This window comes from Streptomyces sp. NPDC002669, assembly GCF_042889165.1.
Classification (GTDB): Bacteria; Actinomycetota; Actinomycetes; order Streptomycetales; family Streptomycetaceae; genus Streptomyces.
Genome location: NZ_JBIAQQ010000012.1, coordinates 166,966 through 189,111, shown reverse-complemented (window position 1 = coordinate 189,111; position 22,146 = coordinate 166,966). Strand labels below are relative to the sequence as shown.

General features: G+C 71.9%; 17 protein-coding genes and 1 other RNA gene. 12 read left to right on the top strand and 6 right to left on the bottom strand.

What is annotated here, in order from left to right:
• Positions 1–40 precede the first annotated feature (40 nt).
• The 3 genes from ACFYW1_RS20100 to ACFYW1_RS20090 all read left to right on the top strand — a co-directional run bounded on the left by ACFYW1_RS20100 (position 41) and on the right by ACFYW1_RS20090 (position 3,283).
• Entirely contained in the window at positions 41–1,270 is a 1,230-nt protein-coding gene (locus ACFYW1_RS20100) for a hypothetical protein (RefSeq protein ID WP_388994475.1), read from the top strand.
• A 62-nt stretch (positions 1,271–1,332) separates the two neighbouring features.
• Positions 1,333–2,847, top strand: a complete 1,515-nt coding sequence (locus ACFYW1_RS20095) for a methyltransferase domain-containing protein (protein ID WP_388994472.1) — start codon at positions 1,333–1,335, stop codon at positions 2,845–2,847.
• A gap of 70 nt (positions 2,848–2,917) precedes the next feature.
• On the top strand, positions 2,918–3,283 hold the full coding sequence (locus tag ACFYW1_RS20090) for a hypothetical protein (protein WP_388994469.1): 366 nt from the start codon (positions 2,918–2,920) through the stop codon (positions 3,281–3,283).
• 77 nt (positions 3,284–3,360) lie between these two features.
• On the opposite strand, the gene ACFYW1_RS20085 is transcribed toward ACFYW1_RS20090, so the two are convergent.
• The 4 genes from ACFYW1_RS20085 to ACFYW1_RS20070 all read right to left on the bottom strand — a co-directional run bounded on the left by ACFYW1_RS20085 (position 3,361) and on the right by ACFYW1_RS20070 (position 10,822).
• Positions 3,361–4,281: a carbohydrate ABC transporter permease gene (locus ACFYW1_RS20085; protein ID WP_388994466.1), complete on the bottom strand. Its 921-nt coding sequence runs from the start codon at positions 4,279–4,281 to the stop codon at positions 3,361–3,363.
• Positions 4,278–5,672 carry a carbohydrate ABC transporter permease gene (locus ACFYW1_RS20080; RefSeq protein WP_388994463.1) on the bottom strand — a complete coding sequence of 465 codons (1,395 nt, stop codon included), beginning with the start codon at positions 5,670–5,672 and terminating at the stop codon, positions 4,278–4,280. Before ACFYW1_RS20080 ends, ACFYW1_RS20085 begins: the two co-directional genes overlap by 4 nt.
• Before the next feature lie 4 nt (positions 5,673–5,676).
• Positions 5,677–7,032, bottom strand: a complete 1,356-nt coding sequence (locus ACFYW1_RS20075) for an ABC transporter substrate-binding protein (RefSeq protein WP_388994460.1) — start codon at positions 7,030–7,032, stop codon at positions 5,677–5,679.
• A 142-nt stretch (positions 7,033–7,174) separates the two neighbouring features.
• Positions 7,175–10,822, bottom strand: coding sequence for an FHA domain-containing protein (locus tag ACFYW1_RS20070; RefSeq protein WP_388994456.1), 3,648 nt, complete (start codon positions 10,820–10,822; stop codon positions 7,175–7,177).
• Between the two features lie 501 nt (positions 10,823–11,323).
• On the opposite strand from ACFYW1_RS20070, the gene ACFYW1_RS20065 reads away from it, so the two are divergent.
• The 4 genes from ACFYW1_RS20065 (at position 11,324) to ACFYW1_RS20050 (ending at position 16,987) form a co-directional block, all read left to right on the top strand.
• Positions 11,324–12,988, top strand: a complete 1,665-nt coding sequence (locus tag ACFYW1_RS20065) for a serine/threonine-protein kinase (protein ID WP_388994452.1) — start codon at positions 11,324–11,326, stop codon at positions 12,986–12,988.
• Between the two features lie 217 nt (positions 12,989–13,205).
• Complete coding sequence (locus ACFYW1_RS20060) at positions 13,206–14,441, top strand: serine/threonine-protein kinase (protein WP_388994449.1); 1,236 nt, start codon at positions 13,206–13,208, stop codon at positions 14,439–14,441.
• A gap of 148 nt (positions 14,442–14,589) precedes the next feature.
• Positions 14,590–15,696 carry a peptide chain release factor 2 gene (gene prfB, locus ACFYW1_RS20055; RefSeq protein WP_388994446.1) on the top strand — a complete coding sequence of 369 codons (1,107 nt, stop codon included), beginning with the start codon at positions 14,590–14,592 and terminating at the stop codon, positions 15,694–15,696.
• Positions 15,697–16,099: 403 nt separating this feature from the next.
• Positions 16,100–16,987 carry a hypothetical protein gene (locus tag ACFYW1_RS20050; protein WP_388994443.1) on the top strand — a complete coding sequence of 296 codons (888 nt, stop codon included), beginning with the start codon at positions 16,100–16,102 and terminating at the stop codon, positions 16,985–16,987.
• 139 nt (positions 16,988–17,126) lie between these two features.
• On the opposite strand, the gene ACFYW1_RS20045 is transcribed toward ACFYW1_RS20050, so the two are convergent.
• Positions 17,127–17,327 carry a hypothetical protein gene (locus ACFYW1_RS20045; protein ID WP_388994440.1) on the bottom strand — a complete coding sequence of 67 codons (201 nt, stop codon included), beginning with the start codon at positions 17,325–17,327 and terminating at the stop codon, positions 17,127–17,129.
• A gap of 270 nt (positions 17,328–17,597) precedes the next feature.
• Here ACFYW1_RS20045 and ftsE point away from each other — a divergent pair, with 270 nt between their 5' ends.
• The 5 genes from ftsE to ssrA all read left to right on the top strand — a co-directional run bounded on the left by ftsE (position 17,598) and on the right by ssrA (position 21,510).
• Positions 17,598–18,287, top strand: a complete 690-nt coding sequence (gene ftsE, locus ACFYW1_RS20040) for a cell division ATP-binding protein FtsE (RefSeq protein WP_148838248.1) — start codon at positions 17,598–17,600, stop codon at positions 18,285–18,287.
• A 23-nt stretch (positions 18,288–18,310) separates the two neighbouring features.
• The gene (gene ftsX, locus ACFYW1_RS20035) at positions 18,311–19,228 is read left to right on the top strand and encodes a permease-like cell division protein FtsX (RefSeq protein ID WP_388994435.1); all 918 of its coding nucleotides are present in this window, start codon (positions 18,311–18,313) and stop codon (positions 19,226–19,228) included.
• Between the two features lie 68 nt (positions 19,229–19,296).
• A complete protein-coding gene (locus ACFYW1_RS20030; protein ID WP_388994432.1) occupies positions 19,297–20,493 on the top strand; it encodes a S41 family peptidase in 1,197 nt (398 codons plus the stop codon).
• A gap of 18 nt (positions 20,494–20,511) precedes the next feature.
• Entirely contained in the window at positions 20,512–21,000 is a 489-nt protein-coding gene (smpB, locus tag ACFYW1_RS20025) for an SsrA-binding protein SmpB (protein ID WP_388994429.1), read from the top strand.
• A gap of 140 nt (positions 21,001–21,140) precedes the next feature.
• Positions 21,141–21,510, top strand: a transfer-messenger RNA (tmRNA) gene (gene ssrA, locus ACFYW1_RS20020).
• Positions 21,511–21,592: 82 nt separating this feature from the next.
• Here the strand turns inward: ssrA and ACFYW1_RS20015 are convergent.
• Positions 21,593–22,003 (bottom strand): GNAT family N-acetyltransferase, encoded by a 411-nt coding sequence (locus ACFYW1_RS20015; protein ID WP_388994426.1) that lies wholly within the window; start codon positions 22,001–22,003, stop codon positions 21,593–21,595.
• Between the last annotated feature and the right edge of the window lie 143 nt (positions 22,004–22,146).

Below are 22,146 nucleotides of genomic sequence, written 5' to 3'. Positions count from 1 at the left end.
CGTCGTCTTGTTGCTACGTTCTGTTTTCATGGGTATCCGAATGCGATGCGAAACCTGGGACGTACGACGCGCGAGGGCGGCCGTGCTCGTCGTCGCGGCCGCGGGTCTCCTCACCCGAATGCTGATCGCGGCGAACATGCCGGGCCCGGCGGACGTACGGATCTTCCACGGTTTCGCCAAGGCGATCGTGCGCCACGGGCCCATTCGGATTTACGAACAGCCCCTGCCCGGACTGCCCGTCTACAACCACCCGCCCCTGGCCGGCTGGCTGCTCCTGGGGCTGAACGAACTCGAAGAACTCGGCATTCCCTTCGGAACGCTGATCAGATCGCCCGCGTCGATCGCCGATTTCTTCTGCGCACTCCTCGTGTTCGAGATCGTGCGCCGCCACCGCTCCGTCGGCGCGGCCCTCGCCTGCGGCATCGGCGTGGCCCTCAGCCCCGTCCTCATCGCCACCTCCGGCTACCACGGCAACACCGACGCGGTCGCCATCACCTTCGCCCTGGCCGCCGCCCACCTCCTCGTGGACCGGAAGGCCCCGCTGGCCGCCGGGGTGGCCGCCGCGCTCTCGATCAGCGTCAAGTTCATCCCGGTGGTGGTGCTCCCGGCCCTGTTCCTCGTCGCGCTGCGGTCCGGCCGGCCCGCCCTCGTCCGCTTCTGCGCGGGCTTCACCGCCCTGATCGCCCTGGTCTGGGGGCCGGTCCTGATGACGGTGCCGCAGAACCTCCGGGAGAACGTCCTGGAGTACGCGGGCGGCGGCTACCGCCTCTGGGGCCTCGTCAGGTTCGCCGAACTGTTCGGCCTGCCGGAGCCCGCCATCACCTACATCGAGGGCGACGGCCACTTCCTCTTCGTACTGGCCTGCATGGCGGCCGGTGCCTGGCTCGCCCTGCTGCGGCCCGCGCGACTGCCCGCCGTCGTCGCCGTCACGATGGGCCTGCTGCTGCTGCTCTCCACCGCCTCCGCCCTCCAGTACCTGACCTGGGCGGCGGCCGGACTGTTCGTCATCGGCTTCTGGGAGGGCGCCGCGTACGGCTGTCTGCTCGGCCTGACCGCGGTCCTCGGCTACCAGGGCCGCTCCGCCGTGCGCTGGAGCGAAACGGTGCTGCACCTCGGCGAGGCCGGCTGGGTCCTCCTCGCCGCCTGCCTCGCCGTCGGCATCCGCAAGATCCTCGCCGCGCCGCCCGGCACGCCTCCGGAAAACCCTGACGGGCGGGTCCCGGTCACGGCCCCCCGCACCGCGCGACCCGCCGACTCCGTCGTCAACTGACCGCCCCCGAGTACCGGGCCCCACCCGCCCACCGAGTACCGAGCACAACAGGAGAGCACCCCGTGAAGGAAAGCCCGAGGCCCAGGATCGGCATCCTGGTGGTCGCGTACAACGCCGAGACGACACTGGAGAAGACCCTCGACCGCATTCCGGAGGACTTCCGGGCCAAGGTCGACGAGATCCTCATCCTCGACGACGCGAGCCACGACGCGACCTTCACCGCGGGCTGCCGCTGGTCGCAGTCGGAGGGAATGCCGCGCACCGTGGTGATGCGGCACACCAAGAACCTCGGGTACGGCGGGAACCAGAAGGCCGGATACGCCCTGGCCGCCGAGCACGGACTCGACATCGTCGTGCTGCTGCACGGCGACGGTCAGTACGCCCCCGAATTCCTGCCCGACATGGTCGCCCCGATCGAACGCGGCGAATGCGAGGCGGTCTTCGGATCACGCATGATGAAATCCGGGTCGGCCCTCAAGGGCGGCATGCCGATGTACAAATGGCTCGGCAACCGCATTCTCACCCGGGTGGAGAACACCCTCCTCGGCTCGCGGCTCACCGAATTCCACTCCGGATACCGCGCCTACAGCGTCGCGGCGCTCAAGAAGCTGCCGATCCACCGGAACACCGACGCGTTCGACTTCGACACCCAGATCATCGTCCAGCTCCTCGACGCGGGAATGCGGATCAAGGAGATCCCGGTCCCCACCTACTACGGCGACGAGATCTGCTACGTCAACGGCATGAAATACGCAAAGGACGTCGTCAAGGACGTCCTCGAATACCGGCTCGCCGTCAAGGGATTCGGCACCTGCGGCTGGATCCCCAAGCCCGTCGAGTACGCGTTCAAGGAGGGCGACGGCTCCTCGCACGCCGTCATCCTGGACCGGATGCGCGGCCTGCCGCCCGGCCGGGTGCTCGACCTCGGCTGCTCCGGCGGCCTGTTCGCCGAGCGCCTCGAAGCGCTCGGGCACGAGGTGACGGGCGTGGACTACGTCGAGGTCCCCGGCGTGCGCGACAAGTGCACCCACTTCCACCTCGCCGACCTGGAGGAGGGGCTGCCGCTGGAGATCGGCACCGGCTACGACTACGTGGTCGCCGGGGACGTCATCGAGCACCTCTCCCGTCCCGACCGGGTGCTCGCCGAGATCGTCGAGGTGCTGCGGCCCGGCGGCCACGTGCTGCTCTCCGTGCCGAACTTCAGCCACTGGTACTCACGGCTGCGGGTCGCGTTCGGAGTCTTCGGCTACGACCGGCGCGGCATCCTCGACGAAACGCATCTGCGCTTCTTCACCCGCTCCAGCCTGCGCCGCACGGTCCGGGAAGCGGGCTACGACGTCCTCGACGTCACGTCCACCGGGGCCCCGTTCTGGGCGCTGCTCGGCGGCGGACCGCTCCCCGCGGTCCTCGGCGGGGCGTCGAAGCTGCTCACCCGCATCCGGCCGACGCTGTTCGGCTATCAGCACGTCGCACTGCTCACCCCGCATGCGGCCGAGACGATCATCGCTGGAGAGCACGTCGATGTACAGGACATCCTCAACCGACAGCACGTCCCCGCCGACCGGGTCGGCGTCTGACGCCACCGTTCCCCGTCCCACCCCCGCCCCGGCGCCCCCGCCCCCGGACGCCGCAGTCAGGAGCAAGGCGTTGAACCTGCCCAGTCTGATGCTGCTGCTGTTCGCCGTGTTCTCCTCGGCGGGCGGCCAGATCATGCTCAAGCACGGGATGCGGAGCGCCGCGGCCGCCGCGGGGCACGAGGGCTCCCTCGCCATGCGCGCCGCGACCAGCCCCTGGGTCGTCCTCGGGCTGATGGTCTTCGGGGTGTCCGCACTCGCCTGGATGATCACCCTGGCCACGGTGCCGCTGTCCATCGCCTACCCGTTCAACGCCCTCGGATATCTGCTGATCGTGCTGGCCGGGGCGACCGTGCTGCACGAGCGGACCTCGATGTGGACCTGGGGAGGATCGTTTCTGGTGGTGATCGGTCTCATCACCGTGATGGTGGGCCAGTAGGGCCGGGGCCGGGAACGCCGGACGGGCCCGTTGCCGGGCCCGTCCGGTTCTCCTCGTGCCCGACCGGGCGGAAGCGGTTACTTCACCGCGCCCGCCATCACGCCGGAGACGAACTGACGCTGGAAGGCGAAGAAGACCACCAGCGGAATCACCATCGACACGAAGGCGCCGGGCGCCAGCACGTCGATGTTGTTGCCGAACTGCCTGACCTGCTGCTGGAGGGCCACGGTGATCGGCGGTGAATCGGAGTCCGCGAAGATCAGCGCGACCAGCATGTCGTTCCACACCCAGAGGAACTGGAAGATCCCCAGCGAGGCGATCGCCGGTCCGCCCAGCGGCATCACGACCCGGGTGAAGAGCCGGATCTCGCCCGCCCCGTCGAGCCGGGCCGCCTCCAGCAGCTCCCTCGGGATCTCCGCGAAGAAGTTCCGCAGCAGGAAGATCGCGAAGGGCAGCCCGAAGGCGGTGTGGAAGAGGATCACGCCCAGGGTCGTCTCGAAGATCCCGACCGCGCCGAAGAGCTTGGACACCGGGACGAGGGCGACCTGCACCGGGACCACCAACAGCCCCACGACCACCAGGAACCACCAGTCGCGGCCGGGGAACTCCATCCAGGCGAAGGCGTATCCGGCCAGCGAACCGATCACGACGACCAGGACGGTCGCCGGGACGGTGATCATGATCGTGCTGAGGAGGGAGTTGGTGATGGTCGAGTTGTCCAGCAGCCGGGAGTAGTTGTCGAAGGTCAGCTGGGAGGGGGCCGTGAAGACCTTCCACCAGCCGGTCGACGCGATCTCGTCCGACCCCCGCAACGAGGACAGCAGCAGCCCGACGGTCGGCATCAGCCAGAACAGGGCCACCAGGACGAGGAAGACCCGCATCACGCCCCCGCCGACGCGGGCGGCCAGCCGCGAGCCGAGGGGCCGCCGGGCCCTCACCGGCCCGTCCCCGGCCGTCGTGCCCGTGGCCGCGGCCGAGGTCGTGGTCGACGTCGTCATCGGCGCCCCTCCTTCCTGATCCGGCGGATGTTGACGTACATCACCGGGAGTACCAGCAGCAGCAGGAGTACGGCGATGGCGCTGCCGATCCCGAGGTCCGCGTCCGTGCCGAACGAGGACCGGTAGAGCTGGAGCGCCAGCACGTTCGCGTCGTCCTGCGAGGAGCCCGGCGCGATGATGAAGACCAGGTCGAAGACCTTCAGCACGTTGATCATCAACGTCACCAGCACCACCACGAGCACGGGCGCGAGCATCGGCACGGTGATCCGGCGGAACACCTGCCACTCGTTCGCGCCGTCCACCCGGGCCGCTTCGAGGAGTTCCCGCGGCAGCCCCGCGAGCCCCGCCGCGATCAGCACCATCGCGAACCCGGCCCACATCCAGACGTAGGAACCGATGATCCCCGGTGTCACGAGCGTCGGGCCGAGCCATTCGACCCCGTTGTACGGCTCCCTGAAGTTCGAGGCGGGGAGCCGGAGTTCGGCGCCGTCGGCGGAGGCGGGCAGGGTGAACGTGCCGTCCGCCCCGGCCTTCGCCGTGGCGACCACCTTGCCGCCCTTGACCGCCTCGACCTCGATGCCCCTGAGCCCCAGCTCCTTGGGGTCGATGACGTTGGGCTTGCCGCCGCCGCCCCGGGTGAAGTCCAGCCACGCGGTACCGGTGATCTTCCCGTCGTCCGCGACGGCGGCCTTCGCCGGCTCCGCGTCCGAGGGCATCTTCGCCGGCGCCACACCGACCAGCGGCAACTGGACCGGCTGACCGGCCCGCACCGGGCTCTTCGTGACGAACGAGCCGCCACCTCCCGCCCTGAGGGGGTGGACGGGCAGTGGATGCGCCTTCGGGTAGCCGGCCGACTCGGAGAACGTGTCGTGCACGCCCACCCACACGGCGTTGGCGACCCCGCGCTCCGGCGCCTGGTCGTACACCAGCCGGAAGATGATGCCCGCCGCGAGCATGGAGATCGCCATCGGCATGAAGACGACCAGCTTGAACGCCGTGCCCCAGCGGATGCGTTCGGTCAGCACCGCGAAGATCAGCCCGAGGGCCGTGGCGACCGTCGGAGCGAACACCACCCAGACCGCGTTGTTCTTGACCGCCGTGCGGATGGTGTCGTCGGTGAACAGCGCCTTGTAGTTGTCGAGTCCGGCGAAGCCCGTGCCCGCCTGGTCGAAGAACGACCGGTAGACGGAGTAGGCGATCGGATAGACCACGAGCGCGCCCAGCAGGATCAGCGCGGGCGCCAGGAAGAGCCCCGCTATGAGCCGGCGGGTGCCGGTCACGCTCCTGCGGCTGCGGTCCGGCCTGCCGAGCGACCTGTGGGGGGAGGCCGGGGACGGATGCTTGTCGGCGGGAGGCGCCGCGTCGGCGCCCCCCGCTGCGGATGTCGTCATCGGGTCAGCTCTTGTACGCCTTGGCCGCGTCGGACTCCAGCTTCGCCTGGGTCCCCGCGATGTCCTTCGGGTTCTTCAGGAAGTCCTGGAGGATCTTCCACTCACCCTTGCCGGGCGTCCCGCCGAACGACTGCGGGGCCTGGTCGGACATGTCGAACCGGACGGAGTCGCCGGCCGTGATCAGCGCCTTCGCCATCGTGCGCTGCACCTCGTTCGGGTACGCGGCAGCGTCCAGGGACTTGTTCGGCGAGATGAAACCGCCCTGCTCGGCCATGATCTTCGCGGCGTCGGCCGAGGCCAGCCAGGTCAGCAGGGCCTGGGCGCCCTTGCCGTCCTTCAGCGCCACCGCGGCGTCGCCACCGGTCACGACGGGGGCCTCGGGGCCGACCGCCGGGAACGGGAACACCTTGGCGTCGGTACCGATCTTGGCCTTCGTCTGTGCGATGTTGACGCCCACGAAGTCGCCCTCGAAGACCATCGCGGCCTTGGGAGTGTCACCGCCGGTGAAGGTCTGGGTGACCGAGGCCGGGAACTCCGTCTGCAGCGCGCCGTCCGCACCGCCCGCGATCAGCGACGGCTTGCCGAAGAGCTGCGCGAGCGTGGTCAGCGCGTCCTTGACGGACCCGTCCGTCCACTTGATCTTGTGCTGCGCCAGCTGGTCGTACTTCTCCGGACCGGCCTGGGAGAGGTAGACGTTCTCGAACCAGTCGGTGAGGGTCCAGCCGTCCGCACCGCCGACCGAGACCGGGGTGACGCCCGAGGCGGAGACCGTCTCGGCCGTTGCCAGGAAGTCCTTCCAGGTCTTCGGCTCACTGGCGCCCGCGTTCTCGAACGCCTTGGTGTTGTACCAGATCAGGGACTTGTTGGCGGCCTTGAAGTAGACGCCGTACTGGGTGCCGTCCACCGCGCCGAGGTCCTGCCAGACCTTCGAGTAGTTCTTGGCGAGCTGGGCCTTGGCCTCGGGACCGACCGGCTTGGCCCACTTCTTCTCGGCGGCCTGCTTGATCGCGCCGACCTGCGGGATCATCGCGACGTCCGGCGGCTGACCTCCCGCGATCTTCGTACCGAGGAAGTTGACGATGGGGTCCTGCGCCGGGACGAAGGTGACCGTCGCCCCCGTGCGCTTCTCGAACTCCTTCAGCACCTTGACGAAGTTGGCCTGCTCGGCGCCGGTCCAGACCGCCGCGACCGAGAGCTTCTCGCCGTCCAGCTTCGGCAGCGCGACGGAGGGGCTCGCCTCGCTCCCGGACGCCTTGTCCGGTTCGTCCTTGCCCTCGTCGCCACTGCAGCCCGTGAGGGCCAGTGCGCCGACGGCGGTGAACACCGCGGCGGCCCTGCCGATCCGATGGGTTGTGCGCATTGCTTCCCCGTCTCTCACATCGATGTGTGCGCACAGTCCTACGCCGGGCGGGCGGACGCCGCAATACCGCTTCTCGCGTCGACTCCTTGATCGTGATGGGCTCGTGACGTAATGTCAGTCAATTCTCCGGATGCCGCGCAGCTCAGGAGGGAACGGGACCGAGCGGGATCATCGGCTCGGCGCCCACCGAGCGCGCCGCCCGCTCCAGGGCACTGGCCAGCAGAGCCAAGTCCGTCGGCCCGTTGCCCAGTTCGCGCACCGGACGCCGGGTCGGCGGATCGCCCATCCGCTCCCACTCCAGCGGGACGACGGTGGGGCGCAACGTCGCCGTACGGGGTATGCGCCCGGTCACCCGGCCGCCCTGGAACGGGGTCACCCGGCCGTCCGGATGCCCGAGCCTGCCGCGCCCGGGCGCCGGTTCGTCCGGCGACGGCGGCACCACGGGCGCGTCCAGCACGATGCGCAGCCGGGCCCCGTCGGCCAGGTCCGTGTCCTGCGTGCGGTCCGGGCGGGCGGACGTCGCGACCAGGTGGACGCCGAGTCGGCCGCCCTCCCGCGCCACGGCCTCCAGCGCCCGCACGACCGACCCCGCGGCGGGCCGCCCGGGGCTGCCGAGCGCCGGGGCGACCAGCGCGTCGAAGTCGTCGACCAGGACCACGAGCCGGGGCGGCGGAGGCGGCCCGGGCCGGGCGGCGGACCGGGCGGCCGGGCGCAGCCGGAGCGTCCCGCTCATCGGGGACTCCAGGTCGCCGCGCTGCTCGGCGGCGGTCGGCGGACGCTGCCCGACCAGGTGTTCCGCCGCCCCGTGCCGCCGGTGCCACTCGGTGAAGTCGTACGGTCCCAGCAGCTCGGCGCGCCGCTTCAGCTCGCCGCCCAGCGCCTGGGCGAACTCCCGCATCCGCACCGGGTCGTTGGCCACCAGGTGCATGAAGGCGTGGGGGAGTTCGGTGCACGGGCTCAGGCTCTCGCCCCGCTCGCCACCCGCGCCGTCGACCAGCAGGATGCCCAGCTGGTCGGGCCGGGCGGCGGCGGCCAGCGAGGCGGCGACGGCCCGCAGCAGTTCCGTGCGCCCGCTGCCGGCCGGGCCCTCGATGAGCAGGTGGGGACCCTCCTGCGCCAGGTCCACGCTGACCGGGCCCCGGGGGCCGGCCCCGAGCACCACCACGGGCCGACCGACGGTCGCGGGGGCGGGAGCGGCGTCGTCCGGATCCGCCCCGGCGGCGATCCGGGCGGTGGCGGCGCTTCCGGTTCCTGCACTTCCGGTTCCTGCACCCCGGGCGGCGATGCGGGGCGCATCGCCGCGCGGCCCGCCGACCCGGTTCGGGCCGGACCCGGCGGGACGGTGGCCGGTGGCCGGGGTCCCGTCCCCGTCGTCGTCGCCCCGGGCGGCGGTCCAGGGGCCGCTGCCGGACCCGGGCACCGTCCGGGAGGCCGGGGACGCCTGCCGCTGACTCCCTATGCGCGGGGTGCGGCCCGAACCGGGGGCGTCGTCGTCGGGAACGGGGACGTGATGCGTCGCGCTGCCGGGGTACGGGGCGCGCCCGGAGCCGAGGAAGAGGGTGGCGTCGTCCGGCGCGAGGGCGGGGCCCGGGGTGCCGATGTGGGTGGTGTTCTCGCTGCCGGGGTACGGGGTGCGGCCCGGGCCCGGGCCGTGGCCCTCGGACCCCGGCGTGCCGCCCGTGCGCTGGGCGCCCACGCGCGGGTACGCCGTACGGCCCGCACCGCGGACGTCCGCGTCACCGTTCGCGGGGCCGCCCGGCCGACGGCCCGCGGCGCCGGGCTGGTCGTCGGCCGTGGAGGCCCAGCGGGCCATCAGGGAGGCCGGGGTGGCGCGGGCCAGACCCAGCTCGTCCAGCAGGCGGGCGGTCGTCGGCAGGGCCGCCGAGGGCCTGCCGTGGGCCGTCGCCGAACCCTCCGCGCGCAGCGGGGCCAGGGCCCGGCCGAACCGCTCGGCCCAGTGCGCCGACACCGCGTCCACCGAGGCGACGGTGCCCCGGCCCGCCGCCCGGCCGTCCGCCGTCCGCAGCAGCCGCAGGGCCGTCGCCACGTCGCCGCTCAGCATCGCCACCGCCCCGCACTCGCGGAACGCGATCGAGGCGTGGCAGGCGGCCTCGTACGTCGCCGCGACCGGCGAGGTGGGCGTGGCCGACGGGGTCTCGGCCAGACAGATCAGGTGGATGCCCGCCGCGGACCCGGCGGCGGCCAGCCGGGCGGTGTTCTCGCGCAGCACCGCCGAACCGGGGTCGCCGTCGACGATCACTACCGTGTACGGCCCGGTGTACCGCTCGGCGGCCTCGGCGACCGTGCCCCGGTCCAGGCTCGCCCAGCCGGGCCCGAGCGGCCCGTCGTCCAGCCGGCGCACCAGCTCCGTCGTACGGGCGGTGGCCTGCTCGCGGTCGTACGCGAGGAGCAGCCGGCAGTCCTGGCCGTGCATCGGCCGCAGATGGGGCAGCCAGCCGAGCCAGGCCCACTCGCGCCTGCGCTCCTCCGCGCCGCGGGTGCGGTCGGCGCTGATCAGCACGATCTCCAGGTCGGCGGGGGAGTGCAGCGCGGCGAGCTGGGCCACCGCCGAGCGGGCGAGTCCGGCCAGCCGGGTCCGCGGCCCCGCGAGCCCGAGCGAGCCCGCCTCCCGCAGCCCCACCGTGACCGGCACGGCGGGCAGCTCGGCCCGGTCCGTCGTCCCCAGCCGCACCACCAGCGCCTCGGGATGGTCGGTGCCGCGCTCCCACAGCCGGGGGCCGGGGCCGAGCGCGGTCAGCAGCACGGCCGCGGGGTCGGGCCAGGTGCTCCGCCCGTCGGCCCCCGAGGCCGTCGCGGCCGGGTCGGGGGAGATCGGTCCGGCAGCACCGGAACCGTCGGGCACCGCCTCGTGCACGGGCTCGCCGCGGTTGCCCGCGAGGCGGCGGGCCCAGGCGCCTATCCCGCCCCGCCGGGGCGTCCCGGCGCTCGTCCCGTCGCCCGCTCCTCCGTCCGTCCCTCCGCCCGGGAGGGGGCCGGGGGCGGCGGACCGGTGCGGGTCGTCCCCGTCGCTCCCGCGGCCGTGCTCCGCGCCGGACGTCCCGTGGGGCGCGGGCGCGCCGGGGGCGGCCGGGGGGCGGTCGTGGCCGGCGTCGGGGCCCCCGTCGGCCCCGGCGCCGGCCGCCGTGCCGGAGACCCGCAGGTGCCCCTCGCCGTCCGGCGCCGTGGGCAGCGCCGGACCGGGCGCGCCGGGGGCCAGCCGGAGCGTGGACTCGCCGAGCCGCAGCAGCGCGCCGGGCTTCAGCCGGACCGGGCGGTCGCGGACCTCCGCGCCGTCGAGCAGGGTGCCGTTGGTGGAGCCGAGGTCCGCCACCGAGACCCGGCCGTCGGCGGAGACCGTCACCGCGCAGTGCAGCCGGGACACGTCGGGATCGTCGAGCGGCACGTCCGCGTCGACGGAGCGGCCGATCCGGATCCGGCCGCCGTGCAGCAGGTGGACCCCGCCCGCGTCGGGCCCCGCGACCACGTGCAGCCGGGCCGGGACGGCGTCGTCCACCGCCTCGTCCTCGCCCGGGACCTGGAGCGAGAGCACCGCTCCGTCCACCAGCGGGGGTTCGCCCAGCGCGCACCGCTGCGCGTCGAGCCGCTCGCGCCCGGCGAACAGCACCACCGCGCCGCCGCCGAGCGATCCGTCGGGGCCGAGGGCGGCCGCGGCCAGATCGGACGCCACGGTGGCCAGCGCCGTCCCGGGCGGGGCGGTGACCAGCACATCGCACGCGCGCGCCGGGGTCTGGCCGCTGCGCGGCGCGAGGACGGTCAGCCGGATCTGCATCGCCGTCGGCGGTCCCTTCTGCGCGGGGCGCCGGGCAGGGGAAACGCCCTGTGATTCCCCCCACCCGACACGGACGCGTCGTCCGTACAGGTTCGTCACGTGCCGCGGGGCTCCCGACCCCGCAGTTCCGTGCTGGAGGCATCCTCGCACCTGCCGCCGACAACACGCCCGGGGGTCACCGCTAAGTGATCTTGAAACGTCGGCTGTGCGCCCATAAGTGCCTGCTTGGCACCCCGGCCCCGAGGACGGAACCGTTCCGGAAAGCCGTCCGGGGCGATTCGTCGCACATGTGTGCGGCAACCATTCGCCCGGAGCGCGCGTCTTGTTCCGAAACCGGCCGGTGCCCCCTCGGGGCGGCATCCGGCCAACGACCGGACGGAGCGGCGGAAGCAACCGGACGGAGCTTCCTGGCCCCGCCGGTCACCCCACTAGAGTGGGCCGGAACTCCCGGGCGGAACCGGGAGCACCGCAAGCACCACGAATCTGCAGGGAGCGCATGACGTGCGGCCGGTAGGCAGCAAGTACCTCCTGGAGGAGCCGCTGGGACGCGGCGCCACGGGCACCGTCTGGCGTGCCCGCCAGCGGGAGACCGCGGGCGCCGAGGCGGCCGTCGCCGGCCAGCCCGGCGAGACCGTCGCGATCAAGGTCCTGAAGGAGGAACTCGCCAACGACGCCGACGTCGTGATGCGGTTCCTGCGCGAGCGCTCCGTGCTGCTCCGGCTCACCCACGAGAACATCGTGCGCACCCGCGACCTGGTCGTCGAGGGCGATCTCCTCGCCCTCGTCATGGACCTGATCGACGGTCCCGACCTGCACCGCTACCTCCGCGAGAACGGCCCGCTCACCCCGGTCGCCGCCGCGCTGCTCACCGCGCAGATCGCGGACGCCCTCGCCGCCAGCCACGCGGACGGCGTGGTCCATCGCGACCTGAAGCCCGCCAACGTCCTGCTGGACGAGAGCGGCGGCGGGATGCGCCCGATGCTCACCGACTTCGGCATCGCGCGCCTGGCCGACTCGCCGGGCCTCACCCGGACCCACGAGTTCGTCGGCACGCCCGCCTACGTGGCGCCCGAGTCCGCCGAGGGGCGCCCGCAGACCTCCGCCGTCGACATCTACGGCGCGGGCATCCTGCTGTACGAGCTGGTCACCGGTCGTCCGCCGTTCGCCGGCGGCACCGCCCTCGAAGTGCTGCACCGGCACCTCAGCGAGGAGCCCCGCCGCCCCAGCACCGTCCCGCAGCCCCTGTGGACGGTGATAGAGCGCTGCCTGAGCAAGGAGCCCGAGCGCCGCCCCAGCGCCGAGAACCTGGCCCGCGGCCTGCGCGTGGTCGCCGAGGGCATCGGCGTGCACGCCAGTTCCGCCCAGATCGCGGCGGCCGACGGCGTGGGCGCCCTCCTCGCCCCCGACCCGGCACCCGCGCCCGTCCCGGACGCCCCCGGCGCCGCGGACCCCACGCAGGTGCTGCCGAGCAACGCGGGCTCGTACGACCCCGCCGCCGCCACCAGCGTCCTGCCGCAGACCTCCGGCCAGGGCGGCGGGCACGCCGACCCGACCTCGGTCCTGCCGCCGGTGCCGCCCCGCCCGGACGGCCCGCCGCAGCCCGAGGACCCGCACCCCTGGCAGTCCCAGCTCCGGGCGGCCCGCGACCGCAACGAGCAGACCCAGGTCCAGTACCTCGACCCGAGCGAGGACCCGCTGCGCCGCCGCCCCCAGCGGCAGCCCCAGCCCCAGCCCCAGCGGCAGCAGCAACCGCCGCAGCGCCGGCAGCAGCAACCGCCGCCGCAGTACCAGCAGCCCCAGCAGTACCCCCAGCAGCAGCGGCAGCAGTACCAGCCGCAGCCCCAGCCCCCGCAGCAGTACGCGCCCCCGCAGCAACCGCAGCCGCAGCCCCAGCAGCCGGCCCCCCGGCCGCCCCGCGAGCCGCGGCAGCGCAGCGCCAACCCGATGCGGATCCCCGGCCTCGGCTGCCTCAAGGGCTGCCTGTTCACCCTGATCCTGCTCTTCGTCGCGGGCTGGCTGATCTGGGAGCTGACCCCGCTGCAGGACTGGATCGGCGAGGGCAAGAGCTACTGGAAGGCGATCACCGACACGGTCTCCACCATCACCGGATGGATCTCGGACCTGGGTGGCGGCGACAGCGGGACCGGCGGCACCGGCACCCCCTGAGAGCCTGTCCGGTCGAAGGCCACCCGGCAGGCTCCGAGCCGTCGGCACACCATCGAATCTGTAGCTATATCGACTTCTGCGGGCCGGTTTCCACGCATATCGCCCGCAGAAGTGAGGCTTGGCGCCAACCCGGCCACCCAACCCCCCGATCGACGCGTAACTTTGTCGACCGGGGGTCATGAGTGACGGTCCATCGCCAGCCGCTGAGGGAGCAGTCTTGGCACGGAATATCGGCAGCCGGTACACCGCCCACCAGATCCTGGGGCGCGGCAGCGCCGGCACGGTGTGGCTCGGCGACGGGCCCGAGGGCCCGGTGGCCATCAAGCTGCTCCGCGAGGACCTCGCGTCCGACCAGGAGCTCGTGGGCCGCTTCGTCCAGGAGCGCACCGCCCTGCTCGGGCTGGACCACCCGCACGTCGTCGCGGTCCGCGACCTCGTGGTGGACGGCAACGACCTGGCCCTGGTCATGGACCTCGTGCGCGGCACCGACCTGCGCACCCGGCTGGACCGCGAACGCCGGCTCGCCCCCGAGGCGGCCGTGGCGATCATCGCGGACGTGGCCGACGGCCTCGCCGCCGCGCACGCCGCGGGCATCGTCCACCGGGACGTCAAGCCGGAGAACATCCTGCTCGACATGGAGGGCCCGCTCGGCCCCGGCGGTTCGCACCCGGCGCTGCTCACCGACTTCGGCGTCGCCAAGCTGATCGACACCCCGCGCCGCACCAAGGCCACCAAGATCATCGGCACGCCGGACTACCTCGCCCCCGAGATAGTCGAGGGCCTTCCGCCCCGCGCCGCAGTCGACATCTACGCCCTCGCGACCGTCCTGTACGAACTCCTCGCCGGCTTCACGCCCTTCGGCGGCGGACACCCCGGCGCGGTCCTGCGCCGGCACGTCACCGAGACGGTCGTCCCCCTCCCCGGCATCCCCGAGGAGCTGTGGCAGCTTCTGGTCCAGTGCCTGGCCAAGGCCCCGGCCTCCCGGCTGCGCGCCTCCGAACTCGCCGCCCGGCTGCGCGAGCAGCTCCCGCAGCTGGCCGGCATCCCCCCGCTCGACGTCGACGAACCGGACGCCGAGGAACCGGAACCCCGGACGTACGAAGAGCAGCAGTACGCCCCCGCCCCCGAGGAGCCCCGCCGCCGCGGCGCGGTCCCGCTGGTCCCCGGCTCCTCCGCCGACTCCAACCGCGACACCCACACCAGCATGCGGGTCCCGGGCCCCGACGAGCTCTCCGGTGGCCCCCGCGGCACGGCCCGCGCCCCCCGTTCCCCCGGCACGCCCCGCCCCGGCTCGGCCCGCAACCGGTCCGCGGCCGTCCGCAAGCGCCGGCTGACCCTGGTCGCCGCCGCGCTGGTGCTGGTGGCGGCGGTGGGCGGCTGGCTGGCCCTGGGCGGCGACGACGGGGAAGCGGCCCCGCAGGAGACGGAGAACTCGGCCCCGGCCGCCCCCTGACCCCGGCCCCAAGGACCCGGGCGCGGCCCCGGTCCGGGCCCGGGAACCCGGCCGTCGCACGGCCCACGAGGGCCCCGCGGACCCGTCCGCGGGGCGGTGATCATGCGGTCCGAGGAATGTCCGCGCCGACAGCCGTTACGCTGGACCCGTGGCAGTCGTCGATATTTCCGAAGAGCTGAAGTCCCTCTCCTCGACCATGGCGTCGATCGAGGCCGTCCTGGACCTGGATGCGCTGAGGGCGGACATCGCCGCGCTCGAGGAGCAGGCGGCAGCGCCCTCCCTCTGGGACGACCCGGAGGCGGCACAGAAGATCACCAGCAAGCTTTCGCACCTCCAGGCCGAGGTCCGCAAGACCGAGGCCCTCCGCGGCCGGATCGATGATCTCGAAGTCCTCTTCGAGCTCGCGCAGGACGAGGGCGACGCCGACGCCCTGTCCGAGGCCGAGTCGGAGCTGGAGTCCGTCCGCAGGGCGCTGGACGAGATGGAGGTCCGCACCCTCCTGTCCGGCGAGTACGACGCGCGCGAGGCCCTGGTCAACATCAGGGCCGAGGCCGGTGGCGTGGACGCCGCCGACTTCGCCGAGAAGCTCCAGCGCATGTACCTGCGCTGGGCCGAGCAGCGCGGCTACAAGACCGAGGTCTACGAGACGTCGTACGCGGAGGAGGCCGGCATCAAGTCGACCACCTTCGCCGTCCAGGCCCCGTACGCCTACGGCACGCTCTCCGTCGAGCAGGGCACGCACCGGCTCGTCCGGATCTCGCCCTTCGACAACCAGGGTCGCCGCCAGACGTCCTTCGCGGGCGTCGAGGTGCTCCCGGTGGTCGAGCAGACCGACCACATCGAGATCGACGAGTCCGAGCTGCGCGTGGACGTGTACCGCTCCTCGGGCCCCGGCGGCCAGGGTGTCAACACCACGGACTCCGCGGTCCGCCTGACCCACCTCCCGACCGGCATCGTCGTCTCCTGCCAGAACGAGCGCTCGCAGATCCAGAACAAGGCCTCCGCGATGAACGTCCTCCAGGCGAAGCTCCTGGAGCGCCGCCGTCAGGAGGAGCAGGCCAAGATGGACGCCCTCAAGGGCGACGGCGGCAACTCCTGGGGCAACCAGATGCGGTCGTACGTCCTGCACCCGTACCAGATGGTCAAGGACCTGCGTACGGAGTTCGAGATGGGCAACCCCGAGGCGGTCTTCAACGGCGAGATCGACGGCTTCCTCGAAGCGGGCATCCGCTGGCGCAAGCAGCGCGAGAAGTAGATCGGACGGGCCCCGGGGCCCGCGTCCGAACGGTTCACGGCGGTGCCGGAATCCCCCTGGGGTTCCGGCACCGCCGTTCTCGTCGGGCCGGACACGGGCCGCTCCCGAACGGGAGTTGGGGTTCCGGTCGCGGTGGTGTCGTGGCGGGTGCGTCACAGTCGTGATGCTGAATGAGGATCAACTGCGGGCAAAACGGTCCAGATTGCATGGAACGGCCTTGACGTAGTCCTTAACTCTGGACAGGGTGCTAGGGCAGCATGCGTATGTCTGGGACGGGTGTGAACGGGGGCGGGCGGCTTGGCCACGGCGCTACGTGGGCCGGCGTTCGGAGCAAACCCCGCCGGGCCATCGCCCCGCATATGGCTGCTCCACTGACAAGAACAGCTACTGGGGGTAGCAGCACATGACGAAGAAGACGCGTGTACGCGTCGCGCGGATAGCCGCAGGTGCGGTGATCGCCGCGGGTGCCTCGCTCACCGCTGCCGGTGTGGCTTCGGCCGTCGGGGTCGACGTGGACCTCGGTGTCGTGTCCGCAAAGGCCGAGGTCGACGAGGGCGGTCTGGGCATCGACGCCGACATCAAGTCTCCTGGCGGCGGTGACCCGGGCGGTGTCGACGCGGGTACGGACGCCGGGACCGATGCCGGTACGGACGCCGGGACCGACGCGGGTACCGATGCCGGTACGGACGCGGGCACCGACGCGGGTACCGATGCCGGTACGGACGCCGGGACCGACGCGGGCACCGACGCCGGTACGGACGCGGGCACCGACGCGGGTACCGATGCCGGGACCGACGCGGGCACCGACGCCGGTACGGACGCAGGCACCGACGCGGGCACCGGGAACAACGGTGGCAACGGCAACAACGGTGGCAACGGCAACAACGGTGGCAACGGCAATGGTGGAAACCAGGCCGGTGGCAACGGCAACAACGGTGGCAACGGCAACGGTGGGAACCAGGCCGGTGGCAACGGCAACGGCGGTGGCGACAACGGCGGCAGCGGCAACGGTGGCGGCGACAACGGCGGCACCACCGGCAGCGGCACCTCCGGCACCACCGGCGGTGGCGACGGCTGCACCGTCGACCTCGACGGCGCGACCTGCGAGGACAACACCACCCCCGACTCGGTCGGCAACCAGCCGGTCGAGCAGGGCAAGGGCAAGGACGAGCTCGCCGAGACCGGTGCGGCCGAGACCACGTTCCTGCTCGTCGGCGCCGCGACGATGATCGCCGGAGGCATCGGCTTCCGCATCCTCCCGCGCCTGGTGAACGGCCGCACGGCCGCCTGAGGCCCGTAGCGGTACGGACACGCACACAGGAGGGGCCCGGGAAGCCGATCGGCTTCCCGGGCCCCTCCGCGTACACCTGCGCGCCCTCGCGGGGCCGCCCACCCGGAACGGGCGGGTCCGGCCCGCGTGTGCGGCTCCGCTACGCCGTCTGGTGCGCCAGCAGCGCCACCGCGCCGAGCAGCACCACCAGCAGCGCCACCAGCATCACCGGATTCAGCCCGGCGAACATTCCCTGCCCGTGCTCCTGCTGCAGTCGCTCGCGGCTCGCCCGGCACACGGGGCAGCGGCCCTCGCTCACGGGCGCCGCGCAGTTCGCGCACACCAGTCGGTCATAGGTCATGCGCTTTCCTCCTCCCGCGCGGCGGAGCCGCATACGCCTTCTCTCCGCACAACGCTCACGGAAACGCAACCGTTCCCTCTACCACTGTGCCAGCTCACGCGGATTTCGGCGCGGCCCGCCGGACATCGCCCGTTCCGTAGTACTTTCGGCGCCGATCACAGCCGGTACGGATCCGGCATAAAACGCCCATCCTCGGACGCTCGCCTGCATGCCTCGGCCCGGTTCGCGTATGGTCACGCACACCTACTCCCGGCCGACCGTGGTGCATCCGTGATCCGATTCGACAACGTCTCCAAGACCTACCCGAAGCAGAGCCGCCCCGCTCTACGGGATGTCTCCCTCGATATCGAGAAGGGCGAGTTCGTCTTCCTGGTGGGCTCGTCCGGCTCCGGCAAGTCCACCTTCATGCGGCTCATCCTCCGTGAGGAACGCGCCAGTCAGGGCGCAGTCCACGTCCTGGGCAAGGACCTCTCGCGCCTGTCCAACTGGAAGGTGCCGCACATGCGCCGCCAGCTGGGCACGGTGTTCCAGGACTTCAGGCTCCTGCCCAACAAGACCGTCGCGGAGAACGTGGCGTTCGCGCAGGAGGTCATCGGCAAGCCGCGCGGCGAGATCCGCAAGGCCGTGCCCCAGGTCCTCGATCTGGTCGGCCTCGGCGGCAAGGAGGACCGGATGCCCGGCGAGCTCTCCGGTGGTGAGCAGCAGCGCGTGGCGATCGCGCGGGCGTTCGTGAACCGCCCCATGCTGCTGATCGCGGACGAGCCGACCGGCAACCTCGACCCGCAGACCTCCGTCGGCATCATGAAGCTGCTGGACCGGATCAACCGGACCGGCACCACCGTGATCATGGCGACCCACGACCAGAACATCGTCGACCAGATGCGCAAGCGCGTCATCGAGCTGGAGAAGGGCCGTCTCGTACGCGACCAGGCGCGCGGCGTCTACGGCTACCAGCACTGAGCATCGAGCACTGAAAGGACGCCATGCGCGCCCAGTTCGTCCTGTCGGAGATCGGCGTCGGCCTCCGTCGCAACCTCACGATGACCTTCGCCGTCGTCGTCTCCGTCGCCCTCTCGCTCGCCCTGTTCGGCGGCGCGCTGCTCATGCGCGAGCAGGTCAGCACGATGAAGGACTACTGGTACGACAAGGTCAACGTCTCGATCTTCCTCTGCAGCAAGAGCGATGTGACCTCGACGCCCAAGTGCGCCAAGGGCGCCGTCACCAAGGAGCAGCGGGACCAGATCGAGCGCGACCTGAAGAACCTGGACGTCGTCGACACGGTCACGCACGAGACGGCCGACGAGGCGTACAAGCACTACCAGGACCAGTTCGGCGACTCGCCCATGGCGAGCAACATCACGCCGGACCAGATGCAGGAGTCGTTCCGGGTCAAGCTCCACGACCCGAAGAAGTACAAGGTCGTCGCCACCGCCTTCGCCGGCCGTGACGGGGTGCAGTCCGTCCAGGACCAGAGGAGCATCCTGGACAACCTCTTCGAGCTGATGAACGGCATGAACATGGCCGCGCTCTTCGTGATGGCGCTGATGCTGGTCATCGCGTTGATGCTGATCGTGAACACCGTCCGGGTGTCCGCGTTCAGCCGACGGCGCGAGACCGGGATCATGCGGCTCGTCGGGGCCTCCGGCTTCTACATCCAGATGCCGTTCATCATGGAGGCCGCGTTCGCCGGTCTCATCGGTGGCGTGCTGGCCTGCGTGATGCTGCTGGCCGGGCGGTACTTCCTGATCGACGGCGGCCTGGAACTCCAGAGCAAGCTGAACCTGATCGACTTCATCGGCTGGGACGCGGTGTTCACCAAGCTCCCCCTGGTGCTGGCAATCGGCCTGCTGATGCCCGCCGTTGCCGCGCTCTTCGCGCTCCGCAAGTACCTCAAGGTGTGACATGCGCCCCCTGGAACGCACGGCCGACGGGCCGTGCGGCCAGGGGGTGTTGTCCTAGACTCGGCGACATGTCCGACCCCGAGCAGTGTTCCGGGCCCCGCGGTGTGCGCCGCGGGGCGGCTCTGACATTGGTCTTCGCGAGCGTGCTGGCCACCGGGGTGGCCACCGGATCGTTGCCGCGCGGTGGTCCCAAGTCCTCGGAGATCGCCACCCGTTCCGTCGCCTCTGTCGCCTCCGTCGTCGACGGCGACGAGGTGGCCGCCGCCGCGGCCCGTGCCGAGGCCGAGGGCAAGTCCGGCAAGGAGGCGGCCGAGGAGGTCGTCAGCCGTAGCGGCGACCGCTGGGGCGCGGTCTATGACGAGCGGCAGTACGAGGAGTTCGAGCAGGCCCTGGACGGCGCGTACACCGGTGTCGGGCTCTCCGCGCGACGTTCCGCCGGCGGCCGGGTCGAGGTGGCCCGGGTGCAGCCCGGCGGCCCCGCCGATCTGGCCGGCATCCGCTCCGGCGACCTGCTGCGCACGATCGACGGCCGCCGCGTCGACCGGCGTCCCGTCGCCGAGGTCGTCGCCCTGCTGCGCGGGGACCGTACGGACGCCGCCGAGGGCAGCACCGTCGTCCTGGGGGTCGAACGCGACAGCACCCTGCGGACCGAGACGCTGCGCCGGGCCAGGCTCAGCACCGAGCCCGTCACCGTGCGACGGATAGGCCCGGAGCGCTCCGGGCCCTCCTCGGCCGTGATGATCGAGGTCGACTCGTTCACCAGGGGCTCGGGCACCCGGGTCCGTGACGCGGTCCAGGAGGCCCCGACGGGCGCCGGGGTCCTCCTCGACCTGCGCGGCAACTCCGGCGGACTGGTCACCGAGGCCGTCACCGCCGCCTCGGCCTTCCTGGACGGCGGCCTGGTCGCCACGTACGACGTGCGCGGCGAGCAGCGTGCCCTCTACGCGCAGCCGGGCGGCGACACGGACCGGCCCCTCGTCGTCCTGGTCGACGGCGGCACGATGAGCGCCGCGGAGCTCCTGACCGGCGCCCTCCAGGACCGGGGCCGCGCCGTCACCGTCGGCTCGCGCACCTTCGGCAAGGGCTCGGTCCAGATGCCCAGCAAGCTCCCGGACGGTTCGGTCGCCGAGCTGACCGTGGGCCACTACCGCACTCCGGCGGGGCGCAGCGTCGAGGAACGCGGCATCACCCCCGACCTCACGGTCGGCTCCCGGGCCGAGCAGCGGGCCGAGACGGTATTGAGTGGCCTCGGGGGTGGGTCGTAGTGCGAAAATGGCCGCACTATGGCTAAGGAAAAGGACACGGGGCGCAAGCTCATCGCGCAGAACAAGAAGGCGCGGCACGACTACCACATCCTCGACACCTACGAGTGCGGCCTCGTGCTCATGGGCACCGAGGTCAAGTCGCTGCGGCTGGGCCGGGCCTCCCTGGTGGACGGCTTCGTCCAGATCGACGGCGGCGAGGCGTGGCTGCACAACATCCACGTCCCCGAGTACGTGCAGGGGACCTGGACCAACCACTCCGCCAAGCGCAAGCGCAAGCTGCTGATGCACCGGACGGAGATCGACAAGCTGGAGTCGAAGGCGGGCGAGACGGGTCACACGATCGTGCCGCTCGCGCTGTACTTCAAGGGCAGCCGGGTCAAGGTCGAGATCGCGCTCGCCAAGGGCAAGAAGGAGTACGACAAGCGGCAGACCCTGCGCGAGAAGCAGGACCTGCGCGAGACCAACCGCGCGATCTCGGCGGCCCGCAGGCGCCAGCGCAGCGCCTGAGCCCCGGGGACGACCGGTCCCACCGGGCCCCCGCCCGGCTTCCGCCGGGCCCCGGCGGGAATAGGCTGGCATCGTCGCGCGTTGGTCACGTACGATGGCATCGCACCTCGCAGAAGGTGCACGCATTGAAAACACAACATGGGGATGATCGGTTTCGACAGCGGCTGTCGAAGCAGGGGAAGCGTGTCGAGGAAGCGGCAATGATCTCGTAAACCATATGTCGCAACCAATAATCGCCAACACCAAGCGCGATTCCTTCGCCCTCGCTGCCTAAGTAGCGACTTGCGAAGTGTCAGCCCGGGGGTGATCCCGACCCGGATCCTGGCATCATCAAGGGATCTAAACTTCTAGACCCGGTCACGGGGCCTGGAAGGAAATCAAACAGTGACTGAGCCCGTCGGAGACTTGTTCGCGTGATCTCCGGGGCCGAGAAAATCGCAGCGAACTGCACACGGAGAAGCCCTGATTCCGCACCGTTGGACGCGGGTTCGATTCCCGCCATCTCCACAATTCCCATGTGAACCTCTGCCCCGCGAGATCCCTCGCGGGGCAGAGGCTTTTTTCGTTCCCGACGGGCGTCCGTCCGCCGGACTCACGGCGTGAGCGGGTTCTTCACCGCCGACGGGCCGCCGAACTCCGACGCGAGCGCGTCCATGACGATCTCGTCGCAGACCCGGCCGAGCCAGTACCCGGCCCGGCGCAGCGTCCCGGCCTTCTGGAACCCCGCCTTCGCGTAGGCGTTGATCCCCGCGATGTCGGGGGCGAGGACCTTGAGCCACACCATGCGCAGGTTCGTCACGTGGAAGGCGTGATCGAGCGTGAGCCGGGTGGCCTCGCGGCCCGGCCCCCGGCCGCGTGCCTCGGGGGCGAGCATGATGACGAATTCGGCCGTCCGCACCCCGTGGTCCGGGAGCAGCGTGCTCACCCCGGCCGGCACCGGGCTGCCGCCCGTCAGGTCGTGGACCGTGAACCGGATGTTCCCGCCGCGCAACTGGTGCGCCATGCCCTCGGTCCGGGCTCCGCGACCGCGGCCCCGTCCCGAGCCCGTACCCAGGCGTGCAGACGCACCGGGTCGGCGGCGAAAGGGTGACGCGGCGCCCCGGTCGTCGCGGTGAAGCCCCGGTTCGAGGAGACGGGCCCCGGGCC

Coding starts and splice junctions, on each gene's coding strand:
- ftsX (WP_388994435.1), top strand. CDS start 18,311: ATGCGCGCCCAGTTCGTCCTGTCGGAGATCGGCGTCGGCCTCCGTCGC.
- ACFYW1_RS20015 (WP_388994426.1), bottom strand. CDS start 22,003: ATGGCGCACCAGTTGCGCGGCGGGAACATCCGGTTCACGGTCCACGAC.
- ACFYW1_RS20050 (WP_388994443.1), top strand. CDS start 16,100: ATGACGAAGAAGACGCGTGTACGCGTCGCGCGGATAGCCGCAGGTGCG.
- ACFYW1_RS20070 (WP_388994456.1), bottom strand. CDS start 10,822: ATGCAGATCCGGCTGACCGTCCTCGCGCCGCGCAGCGGCCAGACCCCG.
- ACFYW1_RS20045 (WP_388994440.1), bottom strand. CDS start 17,327: ATGACCTATGACCGACTGGTGTGCGCGAACTGCGCGGCGCCCGTGAGC.
- ACFYW1_RS20100 (WP_388994475.1), top strand. CDS start 41: ATGCGATGCGAAACCTGGGACGTACGACGCGCGAGGGCGGCCGTGCTC.
- ACFYW1_RS20085 (WP_388994466.1), bottom strand. CDS start 4,281: ATGACGACGTCGACCACGACCTCGGCCGCGGCCACGGGCACGACGGCC.
- ACFYW1_RS20080 (WP_388994463.1), bottom strand. CDS start 5,672: ATGACGACATCCGCAGCGGGGGGCGCCGACGCGGCGCCTCCCGCCGAC.
- smpB (WP_388994429.1), top strand. CDS start 20,512: ATGGCTAAGGAAAAGGACACGGGGCGCAAGCTCATCGCGCAGAACAAG.
- ACFYW1_RS20030 (WP_388994432.1), top strand. CDS start 19,297: ATGTCCGACCCCGAGCAGTGTTCCGGGCCCCGCGGTGTGCGCCGCGGG.
- ACFYW1_RS20075 (WP_388994460.1), bottom strand. CDS start 7,032: ATGCGCACAACCCATCGGATCGGCAGGGCCGCCGCGGTGTTCACCGCC.